The sequence below is a fragment of the Ruegeria sp. BB9 genome, from assembly GCF_056539345.1.
The window spans coordinates 263,024-278,934 of record NZ_JBQFUU010000001.1 but is presented as its reverse complement, the minus strand read 5'-3'; the positions used below and the strand labels follow the sequence as shown (position 1 = coordinate 278,934).

16 protein-coding genes and 1 tRNA gene are annotated in these 15,911 nt (G+C 59.9%); 4 read left to right on the top strand and 13 right to left on the bottom strand.

Going from position 1 to position 15,911, the window contains the following annotated elements; all coding sequences use genetic code 11:
- Window positions 1–18 precede the first annotated feature (18 nt).
- The 5 genes from ACR0FC_RS01385 to ACR0FC_RS01365 are packed head-to-tail and all read right to left on the bottom strand — an operon-like array spanning window position 19 to window position 5,737.
- Window positions 19–1,029, bottom strand: coding sequence for an Ldh family oxidoreductase (locus tag ACR0FC_RS01385; RefSeq protein ID WP_170337614.1), 1,011 nt, complete (start codon window positions 1,027–1,029; stop codon window positions 19–21).
- A gap of 10 nt (window positions 1,030–1,039) precedes the next feature.
- Entirely contained in the window at window positions 1,040–1,669 is a 630-nt protein-coding gene (locus ACR0FC_RS01380; protein WP_170337612.1) for a DUF3726 domain-containing protein, read from the bottom strand.
- Complete coding sequence (locus tag ACR0FC_RS01375) at window positions 1,666–3,303, bottom strand: hypothetical protein (RefSeq protein WP_170339392.1); 1,638 nt, start codon at window positions 3,301–3,303, stop codon at window positions 1,666–1,668. The genes ACR0FC_RS01380 and ACR0FC_RS01375 overlap by 4 nt, the downstream gene beginning before the upstream one ends.
- Before the next feature lie 44 nt (window positions 3,304–3,347).
- A complete protein-coding gene (locus ACR0FC_RS01370) occupies window positions 3,348–4,325 on the bottom strand; it encodes a membrane dipeptidase (protein ID WP_170337611.1) in 978 nt (325 codons plus the stop codon).
- A complete protein-coding gene (locus ACR0FC_RS01365) occupies window positions 4,325–5,737 on the bottom strand; it encodes an aldehyde dehydrogenase family protein (RefSeq protein WP_170339390.1) in 1,413 nt (470 codons plus the stop codon). Before ACR0FC_RS01365 ends, ACR0FC_RS01370 begins: the two co-directional genes overlap by 1 nt.
- A 151-nt stretch (window positions 5,738–5,888) precedes the next feature.
- Between ACR0FC_RS01365 and ACR0FC_RS01360 the strand changes: the two genes are divergently transcribed.
- Window positions 5,889–6,743 (top strand): LysR family transcriptional regulator, encoded by an 855-nt coding sequence (locus ACR0FC_RS01360; protein ID WP_367646629.1) that lies wholly within the window; start codon window positions 5,889–5,891, stop codon window positions 6,741–6,743.
- A 138-nt stretch (window positions 6,744–6,881) separates the two neighbouring features.
- On the opposite strand, the gene ACR0FC_RS01355 is transcribed toward ACR0FC_RS01360, so the two are convergent.
- Window positions 6,882–6,957, bottom strand: a tRNA-Thr gene (locus ACR0FC_RS01355).
- A 434-nt stretch (window positions 6,958–7,391) separates the two neighbouring features.
- Between ACR0FC_RS01355 and ACR0FC_RS01350 the strand changes: the two genes are divergently transcribed.
- On the top strand, window positions 7,392–8,267 hold the full coding sequence (locus tag ACR0FC_RS01350; protein ID WP_170337607.1) for a hypothetical protein: 876 nt from the start codon (window positions 7,392–7,394) through the stop codon (window positions 8,265–8,267).
- A gap of 24 nt (window positions 8,268–8,291) precedes the next feature.
- Here ACR0FC_RS01350 and ACR0FC_RS01345 read toward each other — a convergent pair whose 3' ends face one another.
- On the bottom strand, window positions 8,292–8,558 hold the full coding sequence (locus ACR0FC_RS01345) for a DUF2312 domain-containing protein (protein WP_093962669.1): 267 nt from the start codon (window positions 8,556–8,558) through the stop codon (window positions 8,292–8,294).
- A gap of 165 nt (window positions 8,559–8,723) precedes the next feature.
- Between ACR0FC_RS01345 and ACR0FC_RS01340 the strand changes: the two genes are divergently transcribed.
- Window positions 8,724–8,942, top strand: coding sequence for a hypothetical protein (locus ACR0FC_RS01340; protein ID WP_170337605.1), 219 nt, complete (start codon window positions 8,724–8,726; stop codon window positions 8,940–8,942).
- Between the two features lie 9 nt (window positions 8,943–8,951).
- On the opposite strand, the gene ACR0FC_RS01335 is transcribed toward ACR0FC_RS01340, so the two are convergent.
- The gene (locus tag ACR0FC_RS01335) at window positions 8,952–9,167 is read right to left on the bottom strand and encodes a hypothetical protein (RefSeq protein ID WP_170337604.1); all 216 of its coding nucleotides are present in this window, start codon (window positions 9,165–9,167) and stop codon (window positions 8,952–8,954) included.
- Between the two features lie 269 nt (window positions 9,168–9,436).
- On the opposite strand from ACR0FC_RS01335, the gene ACR0FC_RS01330 reads away from it, so the two are divergent.
- Window positions 9,437–9,868, top strand: coding sequence for a protein tyrosine phosphatase family protein (locus ACR0FC_RS01330; RefSeq protein ID WP_170337602.1), 432 nt, complete (start codon window positions 9,437–9,439; stop codon window positions 9,866–9,868).
- 9 nt (window positions 9,869–9,877) lie between these two features.
- On the opposite strand, the gene ACR0FC_RS01325 is transcribed toward ACR0FC_RS01330, so the two are convergent.
- The 5 genes from ACR0FC_RS01325 to ACR0FC_RS01305 form a co-directional block, all read right to left on the bottom strand.
- Entirely contained in the window at window positions 9,878–10,975 is a 1,098-nt protein-coding gene (locus ACR0FC_RS01325) for a FliM/FliN family flagellar motor switch protein (RefSeq protein WP_170337601.1), read from the bottom strand.
- 77 nt (window positions 10,976–11,052) lie between these two features.
- Window positions 11,053–13,731, bottom strand: coding sequence for a sensor histidine kinase (locus tag ACR0FC_RS01320; protein WP_170337600.1), 2,679 nt, complete (start codon window positions 13,729–13,731; stop codon window positions 11,053–11,055).
- Window positions 13,719–14,039: a hypothetical protein gene (locus tag ACR0FC_RS01315; RefSeq protein ID WP_170337599.1), complete on the bottom strand. Its 321-nt coding sequence runs from the start codon at window positions 14,037–14,039 to the stop codon at window positions 13,719–13,721. Before ACR0FC_RS01315 ends, ACR0FC_RS01320 begins: the two co-directional genes overlap by 13 nt.
- A complete protein-coding gene (locus ACR0FC_RS01310) occupies window positions 14,036–14,416 on the bottom strand; it encodes a response regulator transcription factor (RefSeq protein WP_093962675.1) in 381 nt (126 codons plus the stop codon). The genes ACR0FC_RS01315 and ACR0FC_RS01310 overlap by 4 nt, the downstream gene beginning before the upstream one ends.
- Window positions 14,417–14,494: 78 nt before the next feature.
- Window positions 14,495–15,790: a helix-turn-helix transcriptional regulator gene (locus tag ACR0FC_RS01305; protein ID WP_170337598.1), complete on the bottom strand. Its 1,296-nt coding sequence runs from the start codon at window positions 15,788–15,790 to the stop codon at window positions 14,495–14,497.
- Window positions 15,791–15,911: the final 121 nt, after the last annotated feature.

Sequence of the window (15,911 nt, the reverse complement as noted above, 5' to 3'; positions counted from 1 at the left end):
TTCCGCCTGAAACGGGTGTCAGGCCAGTATGGCGTGGATTTTGTCCAGCGTCGCGACGCTGACACCAACCCCGTCCTGGCTGGCCTGCAGGCGCTTGGCGCGCCGACCATCGCCGGGCAGACGCGCTCCTTCCTGATACCGGATCGCCTCGACAAGTTCCGCGATATTGGCAGAAAACCCCGACCCGGCCGTAGCGCCGGGGTCGATGGCAATGAAGAACTGGCCGGTTTTTGGCGGGCCGCCCACAGTTCCGGAAAAGGGTGAAGCATGGATGCCCAAAGTGGCCCCGGTCAATGCGGCGGCCATTACCTCGGTCAGGAGTGCGACGCCCACGCCCTTGTAGCCGCCCGAAGGCGCCATCGAGCCCTTGAGGCCAACGGCCGGGTCAGTTGTCGGGTTGCCATCAGGGTCCAGCGCCCAACCGACCGGAATCGGTTTTCCCTCGCGGGCGTGTTTCATGACCTCGCTTTTTGCGATCGTGCTGGCGCTTTGGTCGATCAAGACGGCAGGCTGCCCATCAGCACCCGGAACGGCCAGCGAAAACGGGTTCGTGCCCACGACGGGCCGTGAACCACCCGACGGTGCAATGGATGCAGGTGCATTGGTGAACCCCAGACCAACAAGGCCCGCCTGAGCCAAGCGATAGGTGTGATACCCCAGCACACCACAATTGTAACTGTTGCGGATGGCCAGCGCAGCTATCCCCTGCTCGCGTGCAGCCGGGATCAACGCGTCGAACCCTAAGTCGATCGCCGGGTGCGCGAAACCGGTGGCCGCATCAACGACCACCACGCCCGGTTTGGGGGCGGACATCACCGGCTGTGCACGCCCGTCCACCTTGCCGCATTGTACGTGCTCGCAATAGATCGGGATGTAGGCCAGCCCGTGGCTGGCCACTCCATCCGCCTCGGTCGCGGCGGTCGCAACCGCCAATGGCCGGGCATTGTCCTCGGACGTTCCGGCCGCCATCAGTGCGCGCAACGACAGGTCCTCGATTTCAGCAAGTGACAACGTTCGGGTTTCCGGCATCTCGGCCTCCTCAGTCATTATCGGACAAACCAGCACCTGCACCCAACCGGCGAGACTCTTCGGTTGCCGGGGCATAGGTGCGTTGAGCCAGAGTGTTCAAAAAAGCCAGAGCCGCAGACGCCGGCAGGGCGCGCGTCCGCTTGGCGCGCAGTTTGTTGGGCGTACCGCCGATCCTTACGGTGACCTTTGTGGCGCTTTCCGGCCAAAGATCCGGAGCGTCCACGACCTCCCCGTCCGTCGTGGCACTGAGTTCAGCGCAGACGACAGTCACAGTGGTCCGCAATCGGCGTGCAGCGTTGCCAGCGAACGGCACGAGAAACAGCGGAACCGCAACGTTATGCAGAACGATCGGCCCGCGGCCCAGATGTTCCGAACAATCTGACAGCAGCATCCCCGCCCCCAACGGGCACATCTGCCCATGCGCACGCCAATTCGCCCCGAGAACCTGCGGCGTGTGTGCAACAAACCGAAGGGCAAATTCCTGGCGCAGGACCGCTGACAAGGCGGCTGCGCCGTCAAAACCTTGACGACACAGCCAGCGGGTCGCTTTGGCGGCGTCCTCGGCCGGCCCCCAGTGATGACCCGCCCCACGTGCCGCGCGTTTTGCCAATCCTTCGACCTCGTTCAGCGACAGATTCATACCGGCACCTCAGGATAAACCCAGAAATCGGCATTTTCGGGCGAAAGATTCTCTGGGTAAGGCGCGCCTGAATACATGCAGATACGGACCCAACGGTCCGAGCGGGGATCGAAATGCGTGGCGCCAAAAAAGGACAGTTTGGCGCGGAGCATGTCGATCGGCAGAACCGATGCACCTATCGTGTTGTCTCGGATCTCGCTGTAGGGGGCCTTGCGGCTGATCTGCGCCCGGCGGATCGTGTGGCGATGTTCAGGATGGCGCAGAAGAAATTCCGCGGTGGTCGCGGCTGTGTCCCAATCGGCCATTGCCGAATATGCCGCTGCCGCATCCCGTGCCGGGGCAAGCGGTTGTTCGTACTCGGCTACCGGCTCGTCAAAGCGCTCACCCAGTCTGGGTTCCAGCTTTTCTTCCGATACATACCAGACCCTTGCGCAGGCTTCCCGGGCGCCCCAGTCCAGATCCAACGCCCAACCGAAACCGTCGCGGATCGCCTGCCGCACATCGGCTAGCGGCATGGCGCCGTCAATCTCGTACAGATGCGGGCTTGAATCTGCCATGCATCCTGACAAACCGTCCACCAAGTCTGAATAGGGTTCGAGGATCAGGGAAAGAAGCAACTCCTGCCCCTCCTCGCTCAGAACAGTTTCCGACCACTCCACCAGACGGTTCCACGGTCTTCGGCCAGTAAGCTCGTCATGGCGAAGAAAGCCCGCGATCGCCCCGAGGTCCGATTTCAGAGCAGACAGTTTCCGCTCTTGTATCGGATGTTCCGAATGCCATTGGCCAATCGACAATTGGCTGCGATCAAACACCGACCGGAATACACTGATTTCTTCTTGGGTCGCGGTTTCCACGGCTCGAACCCGGGCGATTGCCTCCTCGCGCGCCATGATCCAGTTGTTCAGAAGGACCGGATGATTGATCAGGAAGGGCGCCATGCCCAGTCCCGTGGAATTCCCTATGCCCAGGCGGCGCGCGATATCAGGAGACATCCTGACGGCCTTGCTTCCCCCTTTGGCGCGCGCCATGTGTTCGACCAGGTCCCGCACGAAGGCGCGGGTGAGGAAGACCGACAGCATCTCGGCCTGAAACGGCCCCTCGGTTTCCGCACGGTTTGCAAGGTTTTCCCGGTCCGCGGCGCCGAATTTACCCGATCCGTACACAGCCGTAGTTCGCATCAGGTAGCCAACCATTTGGATCTGCTCCAGATCCGGCTGTCGACCGTCGGCCAGGGCTTCGACTACATGCGCCCACAATCGGACCGAGCGGTTGGCCCGGGACAGCGACAGCTCGGTTTCGCTGATCCGACCGGCCTCTTGCAGCGGAACATTGCGGGACAGCCGGTCAAGGTCGGCTTCGGAAGGGATTCCGTCGAATAGGGTGAAGGTCGCGTCCCACGCATCCGCGATCACTCGGTCCGACCGTTTTTCAGGTGGAAGATCATGGGCGAAGGCCACCAGAGAATAAGCGCGCTCGGGTCCTTGGGCGACATAGACGGCTCGTCCGACACCTGCCTCGTCAATCTCGAACACCGGCGTGGAAAACCGCCAGTTGTCGCGTGCCAGGCGGCGGGTCAGAACGCGCATAAAGCTAAGCCTGCACTGGTGCAAAGACCCGAGCCGGCTGAGCCGCATAACGGTTGCCGGATCCCGGCGCGCGATATGCGGCCCCGGTCCGGTCAATTCTGGACAGGTCCGAAGTTGTCCGAAAAGAAGCGGTACCAGTTCTGCCCCATGATCCCGGCGACTTCGGTCTGGGTCATCCCAACCGCGAGAAGGCCGGCCTCTATCTTGTCAAAGTCACGATTGTCCCTGAACCACTTTGGCATCGGCGGAAAGCCCGGGTTCGCAGACGATCCTTCGCCGTAATCGATTTCCTTGGTCCAGCGACCCACACGCATCCACTCGACAACGCTGTCGGGTTGGTCCTGGCACAGGTCGGTTCCGATCCCGAGATGCTGTGTTCCGTACTTTTCGGCCGTTCGGGCAATCATGGCGCAAAAGCTTTCAAGCGTGCAGTCGGACTTGTCCTTCAGGTGATGAGGGTAGACCGAAAACCCGAGCATCCCACCTCTTTCCGTCACGGCGCGGATGACGGGGTCACGCTTGTTGCGCAGGGCGGGCGCCCAGTCGTGCGGATTGGCGTGGGTGATGGCGATCGGACGCGCGGAAAGGTCGGCCGCCTCGATCGTCGAACGGTCGGCCGAATGGCTCATGTCGATGACCAATCCCACGCGGTTCATCTCCTTGATCACCTGCCGCCCCATCCGGGTGATACCGGTGTCTTCCGCCTCGTAGCAGCCGGTCGCCAGCAGGGATTGGTTATTGTAGGACAACTGCATGAACCGGGCACCAAGGTCGTACAGTATTTCGATCAGCCCAATGTCATCTTCCATGGGTGATGGGTTCTGGAAACCAAAGAAAACGGCCGTGCGCCCGGTGTCACGCGCGGTGTCGATGTCACTGGCCGATCGTCCCTTCATGATCAGGTCCGGGAACAACTCGAACCAGCGGTTCCATTTCTCGAGGTTTTGAACCGTTTCACGAAAATTCTCGTGGTAGGCGACGGTGACGTGAATGGCATCCACGCCCCCTTCCTGCAATTGCCGGAAGATCTTTTCCGACCAGTTGGCATATTGCAGGCCGTCAATCCGCATCAGATCGGGGTCCCGGCGCTGATATAGGCGGTTTTGACAGTGGTGTAGAACTCGGCGGCCGCTTTGCCCTGTTCGCGCGGTCCATACGAGCTGTCGCCCCGGCCACCGAAAGGAACGTGATAATCAGTGCCTGCCGTGGGCAAATTGACGGTCACGACACCGGTTCTTGCATGCCGTCGAAAATGCGTCGCGCGTGCAAGATTCTGGGTCACGATGCCCGATGTCAGGCCGAAATTCGTGTCATTCACGATCGTCAAAGCCTCACCATAGCTGTCGACCTTGAGCACGCTGGTCAGCGGGGCAAACATCTCTTCCCTGTTGATCCGCATGGTGTTGTTCGTATTCACGAACACGCCGGGCGACATGTAATACCCGTCATGCTGCAGCTCCAGCCTTTGCCCGCCGCACGCCAGCTCGGCGCCTTCGGATTGGCCAAGTTCGACATAGGCCAGGTTCTCTTGCAGTTGCTGTTCGCTGACGACGGGTCCCATCTGCGTGCCTTCCTCCAGGGCATGCCCGACTTTCAGTGCCTTGGCGCCGGCGACAAGCTTTTCGACAAAGGCGTCGTGGATCGCGGCGTGGACCACCAACCGCGAAGAGGCGGTGCATTTCTGCCCGGTGCCGCCAAAAGCTCCGCCCAGCGCAAGTGACACCGCCAGATCCAGATCCGCGTCATCCATCACGGCCAACGCGTTTTTGGAGCCCATCTCCATCTGCACCTTGGTCAGGTTCTGGATGGCTGCTGCGGCAATGCCCTTGCCGACGGGCACCGATCCGGTGAACGAAATCGCATCCACCTGAGGGCTCTCAACCAGTCTTTGTCCGATTGCGCCGCCTGATCCCATGACCAAACTGAAAAGACCCTTGGGAATGTCCTGACGCTCAATGATCTCAGTCAACGCCACGGCTGAGGCCGGGGTCAGGTTGGCCGGCTTCCACACTACGGCGTTCCCATAACACAAGGCCGGTGCGATCTTCCATGCGGCCGTAGCTGTCGGGAAATTCCAAGGAGAGATTACCGCGACAACCCCGACCGGTTCGCGGCGCACGTCGATTTCGACGCCCTCACGTACGCTGTCCGCGTTTTCACCGATCTGGCGCAGGCATTCCGCCGCATAATACGTAAAGAACTGCCCCGCGCGGTAAACCTCGCCCTTGCCCTCGGCAAACGGCTTCCCCTCTTCTCGCGACAACAACCGCCCCAACTCTTCGGCGCGGGACATCAACTCGGTCCCGATACTCATCAGAACCGCCTGCTTGCGTTCCAACCCATAGGCCGCCCATTCCAGCTGCGCGATACGTGCCCGATCGAGGGTCGCGGACAGCTGATCAGCGCTTGCCTGGGCGAACAGGCCAATCACATCCGTCAGATCAGAAGGGTTGCGGTTCTCGATCGCGGTGTCGCCGGCCATCCACTCGCCGGAAATCAGGTTCAATTTTGTCACAGGGTGCCTCGGCTCTGGTACGTTTCACGAACAGAATAGACCTCTGCCCGGACATCAGGCAAACTCAAACAAATTTAATGGACTTCAGGAAATCTGAAATTTGTCGCTGAAACTGGAAATGCTCCGCTGCTTTTGCACCGTCGCCCAGTCCGGAAATCTGGCCGAAGCCGCAAGCCGTCTGGGTCGCACTCAGTCTGCGGTCTCGATGACCCTGAAACAGTTTGAAGAGCATCTGGGCAAACGCTTGTTTCTGGGTGAGCGAAAGAACCAGCTGTCGCCTCTGGGGGCGGAAGTCTTTGTCCTCGCCCAAAATCAGGTGCGCCAATTTGACGACACGGTCCAAAGCATTGAAGCCCTGGCCAAAGCGTCCCAAGGGCTGATCCGGATCGTTTCCGTCCCTTCGGTGGCAGCACTGCTGTTTCCATCGCTGCTTGACCACCTGTCCAGCGCCTTTCCCGGCCTGAAGATCGAGCTGAGGGACACCGACACCCGACAGGTTTTGGACAGCCTCACCGAAGGGCGGGCGGATGTGGGGATTGCCTCGGGCCATCACCCCTTGAACGGAATACGGGCCGAGCCGCTGTTTCAAGACAGGTTTGGGCTTGTGGCCGCCGCTGATCACGCCCTGATCACTGCGCACGAGCCACCAACGCTGAACCAAGTCGCGGCGAAGGGATTCGTGCACAACTCGCTGTGCCAACTCATTGAAAATCCGGGTTTCGAAGACGTAATCGCAGGGTCCGCGATCACGGTGCACAACACTCACTCGTTGATCGCCATGGTCGCAACCGGGCGGTGGGTGACCATACTGCCTGAAACGGTCGCACGGTTTTTGCCGGAAAACACTGCATTCCGTCCGATCGAGGATTTGTCGGACGTTCGTGATGTTTATCTGTACACCCGCGAGCGAACACAGTTCCCAAAAGTGGCAGAAGAATGTCGCAGCCATATCCTGAATTGGCCTCGCGATTGAGACCCCAGAGAACAATCCTGCCAAGCGCATCCAAGCGAGCGGGATGCGTTAAATAAATACGATGGATAGAAAACAACGTACCGCACCGCCGGAAAGCCGTTCAGACAAGTACAAACTTTCTTGAGTTTTCGGAGAAGATGGTGCCCCCACACGGACTCGAACCGCGGACCTACTGATTACAAATCAGTTGCTCTACCAGCTGAGCTATAGGGGCAAGCATTACGCTTTCACATACCTTTGCAGGCAAAGGCAAGAACGGGCAACCACTCCCACCTTTTCAACCCTCTGTGATTACATGCCTATCGAAACACATGTAATTTCATTGAGCCGATGGCGCTGTGATTAGGTGAAAGCCTCAATAAAGGCAAGCGGGTTTGCGACGGAATTGTGCAACAACATGCGGAAAATCGGCGCCACATAAAATCGCCTCGATTATCTGCAACACAGACGCCACAGATGGTTACGCGGCAACGACGGTTGCGAAGCAATTCGACCCAGTCGTTTCTGGCGCTGTCCTGTTGACCACAATCAAGTTTCGACATTCTCAGGCAATCTTCATCATTGCGAAAGAGTGGCAGGTTTGACTGTCGATCGTTCAACCTGTAACCCCAAAACGTATTCAATCGAAGGGCAAGGACAGCGGTCGACATGCATGTGGCCATTCACTCCGGTGTGGTTTTTTCAGACGGGGGGCTCCTGCTCAAATCGCTTCAGGCGAATGCCAGTGTATTGCAGGAAAACGGCATTGTGCTGTTTGGTCCGCGCCGGTTCCGGAAGGCGTTCAAGACGCCGCTGAATGCACTGGACGAAGGCAAGCTGACCCCAGATGCCTTCGAGCGTTTGAGAGCCCAAATTCCTGATGATCCGGAAACCGGCCGGGTGGTCATGAGCACTGCGGACTTCATCGGAGAACTGAACAGCGCCATAAAGGACGGCCAATTCTTCCCCCATGCAGGTCGTCGGCTAGCCTTGCTGGATCAGGCTTTCGAAGGACACGAGCTCGAATTGTTTATCGGGCTGCAAAATCCGGGCAGCTTCATACCCAAGGTATTGATGGCATTGCCGGACGAAACCCGCGACAGCATTCTGGCTTCAACTGACCTGAGTTGCCTAAGTTGGCTGACCCTTATCGAGGATATTCACGATCTTGCCCCGGCCGTTTCGATCACGGTCTGGGCCAATGAGGAGTGCCCGCTGATCTGGGGAGACATTATCCGCAGCCTGTGCGGTCTGAGCGCCGACATACCACTGACCGAGGAGTTCTCGCTGCTATCCTCGCTGGTTGACGCAGACGGCAAGCGGGAGATTGAAGAGATCCAACAACAGGTCGGGCACGCGGACCCGACCCTCCTTCACGACCGCCTCGCGGCCGTCTTTTCGCAGCACGCCTTGCCGGACAGAATCGAGGAGGAACTGGACTTCCCCGGGTGGAGCGCCGAAATCCACGCGGCGTTTTCCGAGCTTTACACACAGGATCTGGAACGGCTCAAGAAAATGCCGGGCGTGCGGTTTCTGGGGCGCTGACCGAAGCCTCACAAGGCCCGAGGCTTACATGCCGAGGGCTTCTTTGTACATTTCCAACACCGCTTCTTCTTCGGCGATATCGTCTTTGTCACGCTTGCGCAGCGCTATAACTTTGCGCATCACCTTGGTGTCGTAGCCACGTGCCTTGGCCTCAGCCATCACTTCCTTCTGCTGGTCAGCGATGTCTTTCTTTTCGGCCTCCAGACGTTCGAACCGTTCGATGAACTGGCGCAGCTCGCCTGCGGTCACGCGGTAGTTCGCAGCGGCCTGGTCTTCGGTCATGTCTTCCATATGCGTCTCTCCCAAGTGGAAATCTCTTTAGCCGGGGTCACGGGCAACATGTCGGATACCGTGCCGGCGGGTCAGCCGCAAGCGAACAATGGGGCTGCTTGCCTTGTGCCGCCGGCAACGATCCGCTAAGCGCATCGGCAGCGAAACAGAACGATGCGGGGCGCAATGTTCGAGGTGTTCATCTGGGGAGGCGCCAGCCTGTCACTGGCCGGGCTGGCAGGATTGGTCTGGTGCATTCTGCGCGTGATGAAGGCTCGTCGGTCAGGCTTGACTGACGACGAATTGCGGGCGGCCGTTCAGCGGGTGCTGCCTTGGAACATGGGCGCGCTTTTTCTGTCCGTCATAGGACTGATACTGGTTATCCTTGGCATATCGTTCGGCTGATCGCCGGTGTCAGATCGGCATATTGTCGAACTGAGCTTCAACCGCATCTTCGATCAAGGCAGCGTCCAGCCGTCGGAAGCGCGATGGTACGCTCATGCCTTGAGCGCGCATGCGTTCAATTACCTTCGTGACGCTGGGCTGCAGTGCCAGCCGGGTCTCGAGATTTGCCCCGTGCAGTTTCCGCTCCAGCCGCTCGGCTTCGAAATATAGCTCGTTCGTGGTCATGGCCATCCTCCCAAATGCTGCCATCCTGCCTGATATAGGTAACAGGATTGAGACCAACACAGGACCCGCCCAATCCCAGCAAAAAATCGCCCGCTCGCTATCAGGCGACCGGCACTGGGCCGCGAGTCGATCGAATATTAACCTGATTTCCACCAAACTGCCTTGACAGACATCAATCCGCAAAAGCCGCAATGGAAGAAATCGCATTGCGCAAGTACCTTCACGCCGTGGAACTGGACAGGGCTGACTCTGCGACCTAAGAAATCGGAATGGAGATTCGACAGATCACGCCCCGCTATTTCGTCTCGCCGCAGATCACGGTCGAGGATGTGCCCGCCATCGTTGCCGCCGGCTTCGTCAAGGTCATCTGCAACCGGCCGAATGTCGAAGTGCCTGCCGCCATGCAATCCGAGGTAATCGGCCAGGCCGTGCGGGATGCGGGTCTCGAGTTTGAGGTGCTTGAACTGACGCACCAAACCATGACGCCCGAGAACGTGGCACGGCAGCGCGACCTTGCCGAGTCTTGCGAAGGCCCGGTTCTTGCCTACTGTGCCTCGGGCACACGCTGTTCTGTCGTTTGGGCTCTTGGGCAGTGTGACACAATGAGCCCCGATGAAATTCTCGAAGCCACGGCAAAGGCGGGCTACGCGCTGGACGGTTTGCGGCCGGCATTGGTGCAGATGCGGTCTGCGAACACCTGATTTCATACGTCAGTCGTTGGGTCGTTCCACAGGAGCAGGAAGACCCGCCAACTCGGATATCTCGGACGCGAGGCGGTCGGTGCTTGCTTGCGCGAAGTCTTCATCCGCTGCGGATTGCGCATGCGATCGGTCTTCGGCAACGGCGTCCTGACGCGACAATTCAACATCTGCCATTTCAACCGGCGCGTCCCTTCGCTTGTGCTCGATAAAGCTCTGCGCTTCGGGTCGTGTTGGGGCGGGTGGCTGCAGAAATTCGTTGATCCGCACGGCCCGTTGACCGCCACATTGGCCCAGACGTCCTGTAGTGGCCTGGTTCCGATCAATCGCGGCAATGTCGATCCGATCAAGTCGCGCGCCCGCAAGTGGCAGCAGATCCCCGATGCCCAGATCCGACAGCGTTGTCAGCGGAAGATGCATCCGACAAATCACCGCGTTGAGTTCGGCCCGAACCACGCCTGCAGCTTGCGACAGTGTCTTGAGCGGTTCCAAATCTGCGTGTTTGGCCTGCCCCTCGGCCACCGAGATTTTCGGCAGCAGGATGAGGACCGTTCCCTGCCGCACACCGCCCTCGAGTTCAACCGTGAACTCGAACGCATCATACCTGTCCTCGACCAGTGCCAAAGAAAGCGTGCGCCGATCGACCGCCCTTGAGGTGAACTCATATCCATTCAGGCGGGCTGCATCGCTTTGATCATCGACCAGTTTCCGGGCCCGGTCCAGCATGTCCTCGACCAACGGGACCACCATTGCCGCATCGGTGTCGGTGAGGGCGCGAGGCTGGGGCGGGTTCGCGAATACTTCGCCCATTGTCTGCTTCTGGATGACTGCCGAGACCAAACCGACGTCCAAGACAACACTGGCTACCCTGCCCTCTTTGGTCGCGAACAGCAGAAACATCTGACCGTCTTCCAGCCGGCTCGTGACGACTTCCTGGCATTTGCTGACCTGTTTCGCGCCAATGACAGATGCTGATAGCTTGAACCGTTCGACCGCGGCACGGGCAATCGCAAGGCGCAATGCCCGCAGCAGCGCCCGGGATCTGCTGCCCGTCCCCTCTTGTCCTGCCGACAATTTGCGCGCCAAGGCCGCGCTGACAGTCTTTGACATCGCAACGGTCCGCCAGTTTCCATTCTGCTCGCTACTGGTCTAGCCCATTGTTCGTTACGAATACCTTTACTTGGCCGTTACTGAGCGGCCTGGCGGTGTGGCAATGGCAGGCTGACGCGGAAAGCTGCGCCGCCCTGCCCGGGCAGATAGGTGATTTCTCCTCCAAGCCGGTGCATGATCTCACGGCAAATTGCCAGTCCAAGACCTGCACCGCCCGCCTTGTCGAATCCGACCCGCGCGAATTTCTCAAAGATCATCGACTGGGCGTCCGGCGGGATGCCGCTGCCGTTGTCGACAAAGTCGATCACCGCCTGGCCGCCGACATCATGGGCTGAAATCGTCAGGACCGGCTCGGGCGCGTCACAGTATTTCTGGGCGTTCGAAATCAGATTGATGAAGACCTGCCCCAGGCGATCCAGATCGGAATGCAACGCGATGCGCTCGGCAGACAGATTGCGGCGAATGGTCAAAGGGCTTTCTGCCCCGGCCATAGTCGTTGAAACGGCCCGATCCAGAACCGTTCGCAAGCTGGCATCACCCATATTCAGGCTGACCTGACCGTTTTCCAGAACGCTCAGGTCCAACAGGTCATCCAGCAGCCGCGTCAGACGCAGCGCTTCGTCATGGATGATCGTCGCATAACGCCGGGAATCCTCAGCGCTCAGCCCGTCAGTGTCCCGCATGATCTCCGAAAAGGCACGAATGGACGTCATCGGAGTGCGCAACTCGTGGCTGACCTGCCCCAGAAAGGCATCTTTCTGACGCGAGATCTGGGTCAATTTTTCGTTGGCCTCACGCAGCTTGCGGGCCGTACGGCTCAGTTCGGCCGACTTCGCCTCAAGCTGGCTGGAGTATTCCAGCAATTGCGCGGATTCGTCGGCCACCGCCAACAGATCCTCGACCGAAACGGACGAACCTCCGACGATCTGCCCGATCATGGCATGAGCGGTGGCCGCACCGACCGAGCCGCTCAATTCGCGTTCCAGCCGTTCCAGAAAACCCGGCGTAGGTTCGGGCCAGCGCCCGCGCACGCCCTGCTTTTCCGCCTCGGCCTGAAAGAAATCCTGAGCGGGACCGGCCCCGAGGATCCGTTGGGTCATGATCATCAGGTCTTCACTCTGGGCAACGGATCCCGTCCACCCCCCGGGCGCGACAGAATGATCAAAGACATTGACGAACTGCGCCCCCTGCAACCGTTCAAGCGGGCTGGGAAAGCTCAGGAGAGACGCGAGGCAAAAGGCCAACGTGTTCAGTGACAGCGACCACAGCACCGTGTGGGTCATCGGGTCCAAACCATCAAGGCCGAACAACGCCTGCGGACGCAGCCATCCAAGACCGAAAGGACCGTTTTCGATGACCGAGGCGGACATGACACTGCCGCCCATTCCCGGCAGCAACAGCGTGTAGATCCAAAGGAAGAACCCCACGCTCAGCCCGACAAGGGCACCTGTCCGTGTGGCCCCGCGCCAGAACAGGCCACCAACCAGAGCCGGCAGGATCTGCGACACACCTGCAAAGGCTACCAGGCCGATCGAGGCCAGCGCGGCGCCGCCACCGGACATACGATAGTAAAAGAACCCCAAGGCCATGATGGCGGCAATCGAAACCCGGCGCGCCATCAGCACCACGTTTCGCACATCGCCTGACATGGAACTGGCGTTCTCGCGCGTATTCAGCCAGATCGGCATCACGACGTGGTTCGAGACCATGGTCGACAGGGCCATCGCCGTCACGATGACCATCGACGTGGCCGACGAAAAACCGCCGATGAAAGACAGCATCGCCAGCCAGTCATTCCCCTGTGACAGAGGAACCGTCAGCACGAAAAGGTCCGGATTTGACCCGGCCGGCAGCAGATCCAGCCCGACGACCGCAATGGGAACCACGAAAAGGCTCATCAAAAGAAGATAGAGCGGGAACGCCCAGGCCGCCGTTCTCAGGTGACTTTCGTCGTCGTTCTCGACGACCATGACCTGAAACATTCTCGGCAAGCAGACAAAAGCAGCCGCCGACAGGAAGGTAATGGCCATCCAGCGTCCGGTATCGACGTTCCAACGCCCGATTTCCGACGCGTCGATCCGCTCCATCATGGGCGTGACGCCTCCGGCCACCCCCCAGACGACAAAGATGCCCACCGCCAACAAAGCGAACAGTTTGACGACGGATTCCAACGCGATGGCGGTCACCACGCCATGGTGCCGTTCATTGGCATCCAGGTTCCGGGTGCCGAACAGAATGGCAAACACGGCCAGACCCGCGGCCACCCAGAATACGCTGGCGCCCTCGCGGTAAAGGCCCGAAGGGTCGGCTTCGGCGAAAATCGAGAACGACAGCGTTATCGACTGGAGTTGCAGCGCGATATAGGGTGTGCCCCCCAGCACGGCGAGGATCGTAACACAGATGGCCAAGGTGTTCGACTTGCCATAGCGCGATGAGATCAAGTCGGCGACCGAAGTCACCCTCTGGCTACGGCCCACACGCACTAGCTTGCGCAGCCCCCACCACCAGCTGATCATCACCAAGGTCGGCCCGAGGTAGATCGTCACGAATTCCAGACCGGACCGGGCCGCATTGCCGACCGCGCCATAGAAGGTCCAGGCCGTGCAGTAGATCGACAAAGACAGCGTGTAGATCAACGGTGACCGCAGCCATTTGCCTCTCCCCGCTGCGGCCATTCGATCGGCTGCAAACGCAACGCCGAACAAAAGCACGACGTAGCCCAGGCAAACAAGGATCAGGACGTTCAGCGTGGCCATTGCTCACTCTCTGCCGCGGACCCCTCCGAGGACGACATCCGCCGGGCGGCAAAGCCGAACAGGAGGCTGACCACAATCAGGGCGGCCCAGCATGAAAAGACATAAAGAATGGCCGACGACAACGGGACGCCAGAGTTTTCCGGCCCCGGATCCGGCCACAGCAGCGGGATGCAGATCAGACCCGCGCCGACAAAGGGCAGCATTCGGGCCGCATCGGCCAGCCTGCGGCGGCGGTAACTCTGCCGTTCCAAAAACACCGACGGACGCGGGCCTGTCGGGCGGGCTGGCTCGTTTTCCGGTGTGGTCATGACTGTGACGCCTGCGCGTGCAAATCACGCACAGCCGTCAGCACTTCGGTATTCGAGAACGGTTTCGTCATGAACCGGCTGACGCCTGCCTTTTCAGCCATCTCGCGGTCTCGCGACTGACCGCGAGCGGTCAGCATCAGAACAGGCAAGGCGCGCATCTCCTCGTGCTCGCGCAATTCGCGCAGAACATCCATACCGCTCTTGCCGGGCAGCATCACATCCAGAATGACCAGATCAGGCTGCGCAGACAATATCGTTTGAACCGCGTTTTCACCTTCGGCATGGGTTTCGACCTGCCACCCTTCGCGGGTCAGCAGAAACCTGATTGCCTCCGTGATGTTCGGTTCATCCTCGATCAACAGAACCTTGCGGCTCATATGTTCACTTCCTCCCCAAGACCGGTCGCACCTCCAGCCACCTGCCAAGTGCAGATTAATCGCTGTGTCAGGAAACTGTCAAAAACCTTCACTCAAAATCGACGGCTCCCGCCGCGAGTCGCACGGCTTTCGGGGACAGATCCTGCAGCTCGTGCCGACCTGTAGCGGCAAGTCGGTGGCCACGCCGGGCTCTTCGACCGGCAGCACCAGCATCGCCGATCTGTACACAGGTTCCTGACCGAAGGCACTGACGGGTTGAGGCCAGGCGATTGCAAAGCAGTCGAAATCCGCCGGCGTCCGGCCCAACAGGGTCACGCGTTTTCGGATCGGCACAAGGGGCCGGTTCAGCGCGCTGAAGACCGGCCACAAAGGACAGGCTTCGCCGTGGCGCGGCATTGCGAAACCGGGGACCGGCTTGAACAGCAAAATGCTTCCTGATGAATCGCATATGACCAAACCAGCCGGGCGCGGCATGACATCCTCGGGCAGAAACGCAAGCCGTCGCAGGACTGTCGGCACGTCAACAGAAAACCGCGCGGCAAGACGCAGAGGATCAACGCCTTCGACCTCCAGTGCCTCCGAAACCGCTTCCAGCGGCATGGCCCGGGCATCCGCCGCATAGGCGTCGAGCACCTGACGCGCGACAGATCTTGAGGCGGAAGAGGCCATCTCGGCCTGCGCGAGGGTTACCGGGTCCTGTCCTGTCTCAAGTTCCGGCAAATGAAACCCGCGCTTCTCCAGAAATGCCTCGACCTCCTCCATCGGCAACCCGCGCCGTTCGCCGGTGTCCTCGCTTTCGTCCAAAAAGGCGACCAGAGCTTTTGAGCTTTCAGCCAGACGTTCGGCATCCTGGTGCAAGTTTCGGTGGAATCTGTCGCGCCACTCGGCCTCGATCTCGCCCGGTTCGGCCAGGATGGCGGCTGTCGACCGAATCGCTGCTGCGGCGGACAGGACTTCGTGCATGGATGCCGCAAGGTGCGGGTCATGGGTCAGCCGGTCTGACAGGGTTTCCACGGTACGTTCCAGCGAAACCACCCGACGATGCATCTGTGCCAGTACAGCGGCCCAGCCGGGAAACCGGCCGGCGAATTCATCCAGCGCCTCAACTTCGGCCTTTTGGCCGACCGCATCCGCCGCCGCCTCACGAAGAGCCGCGATCAGCGTCGCCTCGACCCCCTGTGTCAAAACCGAAGGCTCAACGGACAAAGCCGAAGCGATATCGACCAGCAGTTTGCCCCCGATGCGCCGCCGATTGTGCTCGATCAAGTTCAGATATGACGCTGAAATGCCGACCTGACGCGCCAGCTGGGCCTGACGCAAGCCCGAGATTTGCCGCCTTTCGCGGATACGGCTGCCCGTCAATGAATCACGCATGATGCCCCCGCCGAAACGTGTTCGAGCTGCCCTCGAAACAACCCCTTATTTTCTGAATACTTCATGTATTTATATGATTTACGCCGCCCTTTTCAAAGCAGTTTTACAACATTGACAATGT

Coding starts and splice junctions, on each gene's coding strand:
- ACR0FC_RS01385 (WP_170337614.1), bottom strand. CDS start 1,029: ATGCCGGAAACCCGAACGTTGTCACTTGCTGAAATCGAGGACCTGTCG.
- ACR0FC_RS01380 (WP_170337612.1), bottom strand. CDS start 1,669: ATGAATCTGTCGCTGAACGAGGTCGAAGGATTGGCAAAACGCGCGGCA.
- ACR0FC_RS01375 (WP_170339392.1), bottom strand. CDS start 3,303: ATGCGGCTCAGCCGGCTCGGGTCTTTGCACCAGTGCAGGCTTAGCTTT.
- ACR0FC_RS01370 (WP_170337611.1), bottom strand. CDS start 4,325: ATGCGGATTGACGGCCTGCAATATGCCAACTGGTCGGAAAAGATCTTC.
- ACR0FC_RS01365 (WP_170339390.1), bottom strand. CDS start 5,737: ATGGCCGGCGACACCGCGATCGAGAACCGCAACCCTTCTGATCTGACG.
- ACR0FC_RS01360 (WP_367646629.1), top strand. CDS start 5,889: ATGCTCCGCTGCTTTTGCACCGTCGCCCAGTCCGGAAATCTGGCCGAA.
- ACR0FC_RS01350 (WP_170337607.1), top strand. CDS start 7,392: ATGCATGTGGCCATTCACTCCGGTGTGGTTTTTTCAGACGGGGGGCTC.
- ACR0FC_RS01345 (WP_093962669.1), bottom strand. CDS start 8,558: ATGGAAGACATGACCGAAGACCAGGCCGCTGCGAACTACCGCGTGACC.
- ACR0FC_RS01340 (WP_170337605.1), top strand. CDS start 8,724: ATGTTCGAGGTGTTCATCTGGGGAGGCGCCAGCCTGTCACTGGCCGGG.
- ACR0FC_RS01335 (WP_170337604.1), bottom strand. CDS start 9,167: ATGACCACGAACGAGCTATATTTCGAAGCCGAGCGGCTGGAGCGGAAA.
- ACR0FC_RS01330 (WP_170337602.1), top strand. CDS start 9,437: ATGGAGATTCGACAGATCACGCCCCGCTATTTCGTCTCGCCGCAGATC.
- ACR0FC_RS01325 (WP_170337601.1), bottom strand. CDS start 10,975: ATGTCAAAGACTGTCAGCGCGGCCTTGGCGCGCAAATTGTCGGCAGGA.
- ACR0FC_RS01320 (WP_170337600.1), bottom strand. CDS start 13,731: ATGGCCACGCTGAACGTCCTGATCCTTGTTTGCCTGGGCTACGTCGTG.
- ACR0FC_RS01315 (WP_170337599.1), bottom strand. CDS start 14,039: ATGACCACACCGGAAAACGAGCCAGCCCGCCCGACAGGCCCGCGTCCG.
- ACR0FC_RS01310 (WP_093962675.1), bottom strand. CDS start 14,416: ATGAGCCGCAAGGTTCTGTTGATCGAGGATGAACCGAACATCACGGAG.
- ACR0FC_RS01305 (WP_170337598.1), bottom strand. CDS start 15,790: ATGCGTGATTCATTGACGGGCAGCCGTATCCGCGAAAGGCGGCAAATC.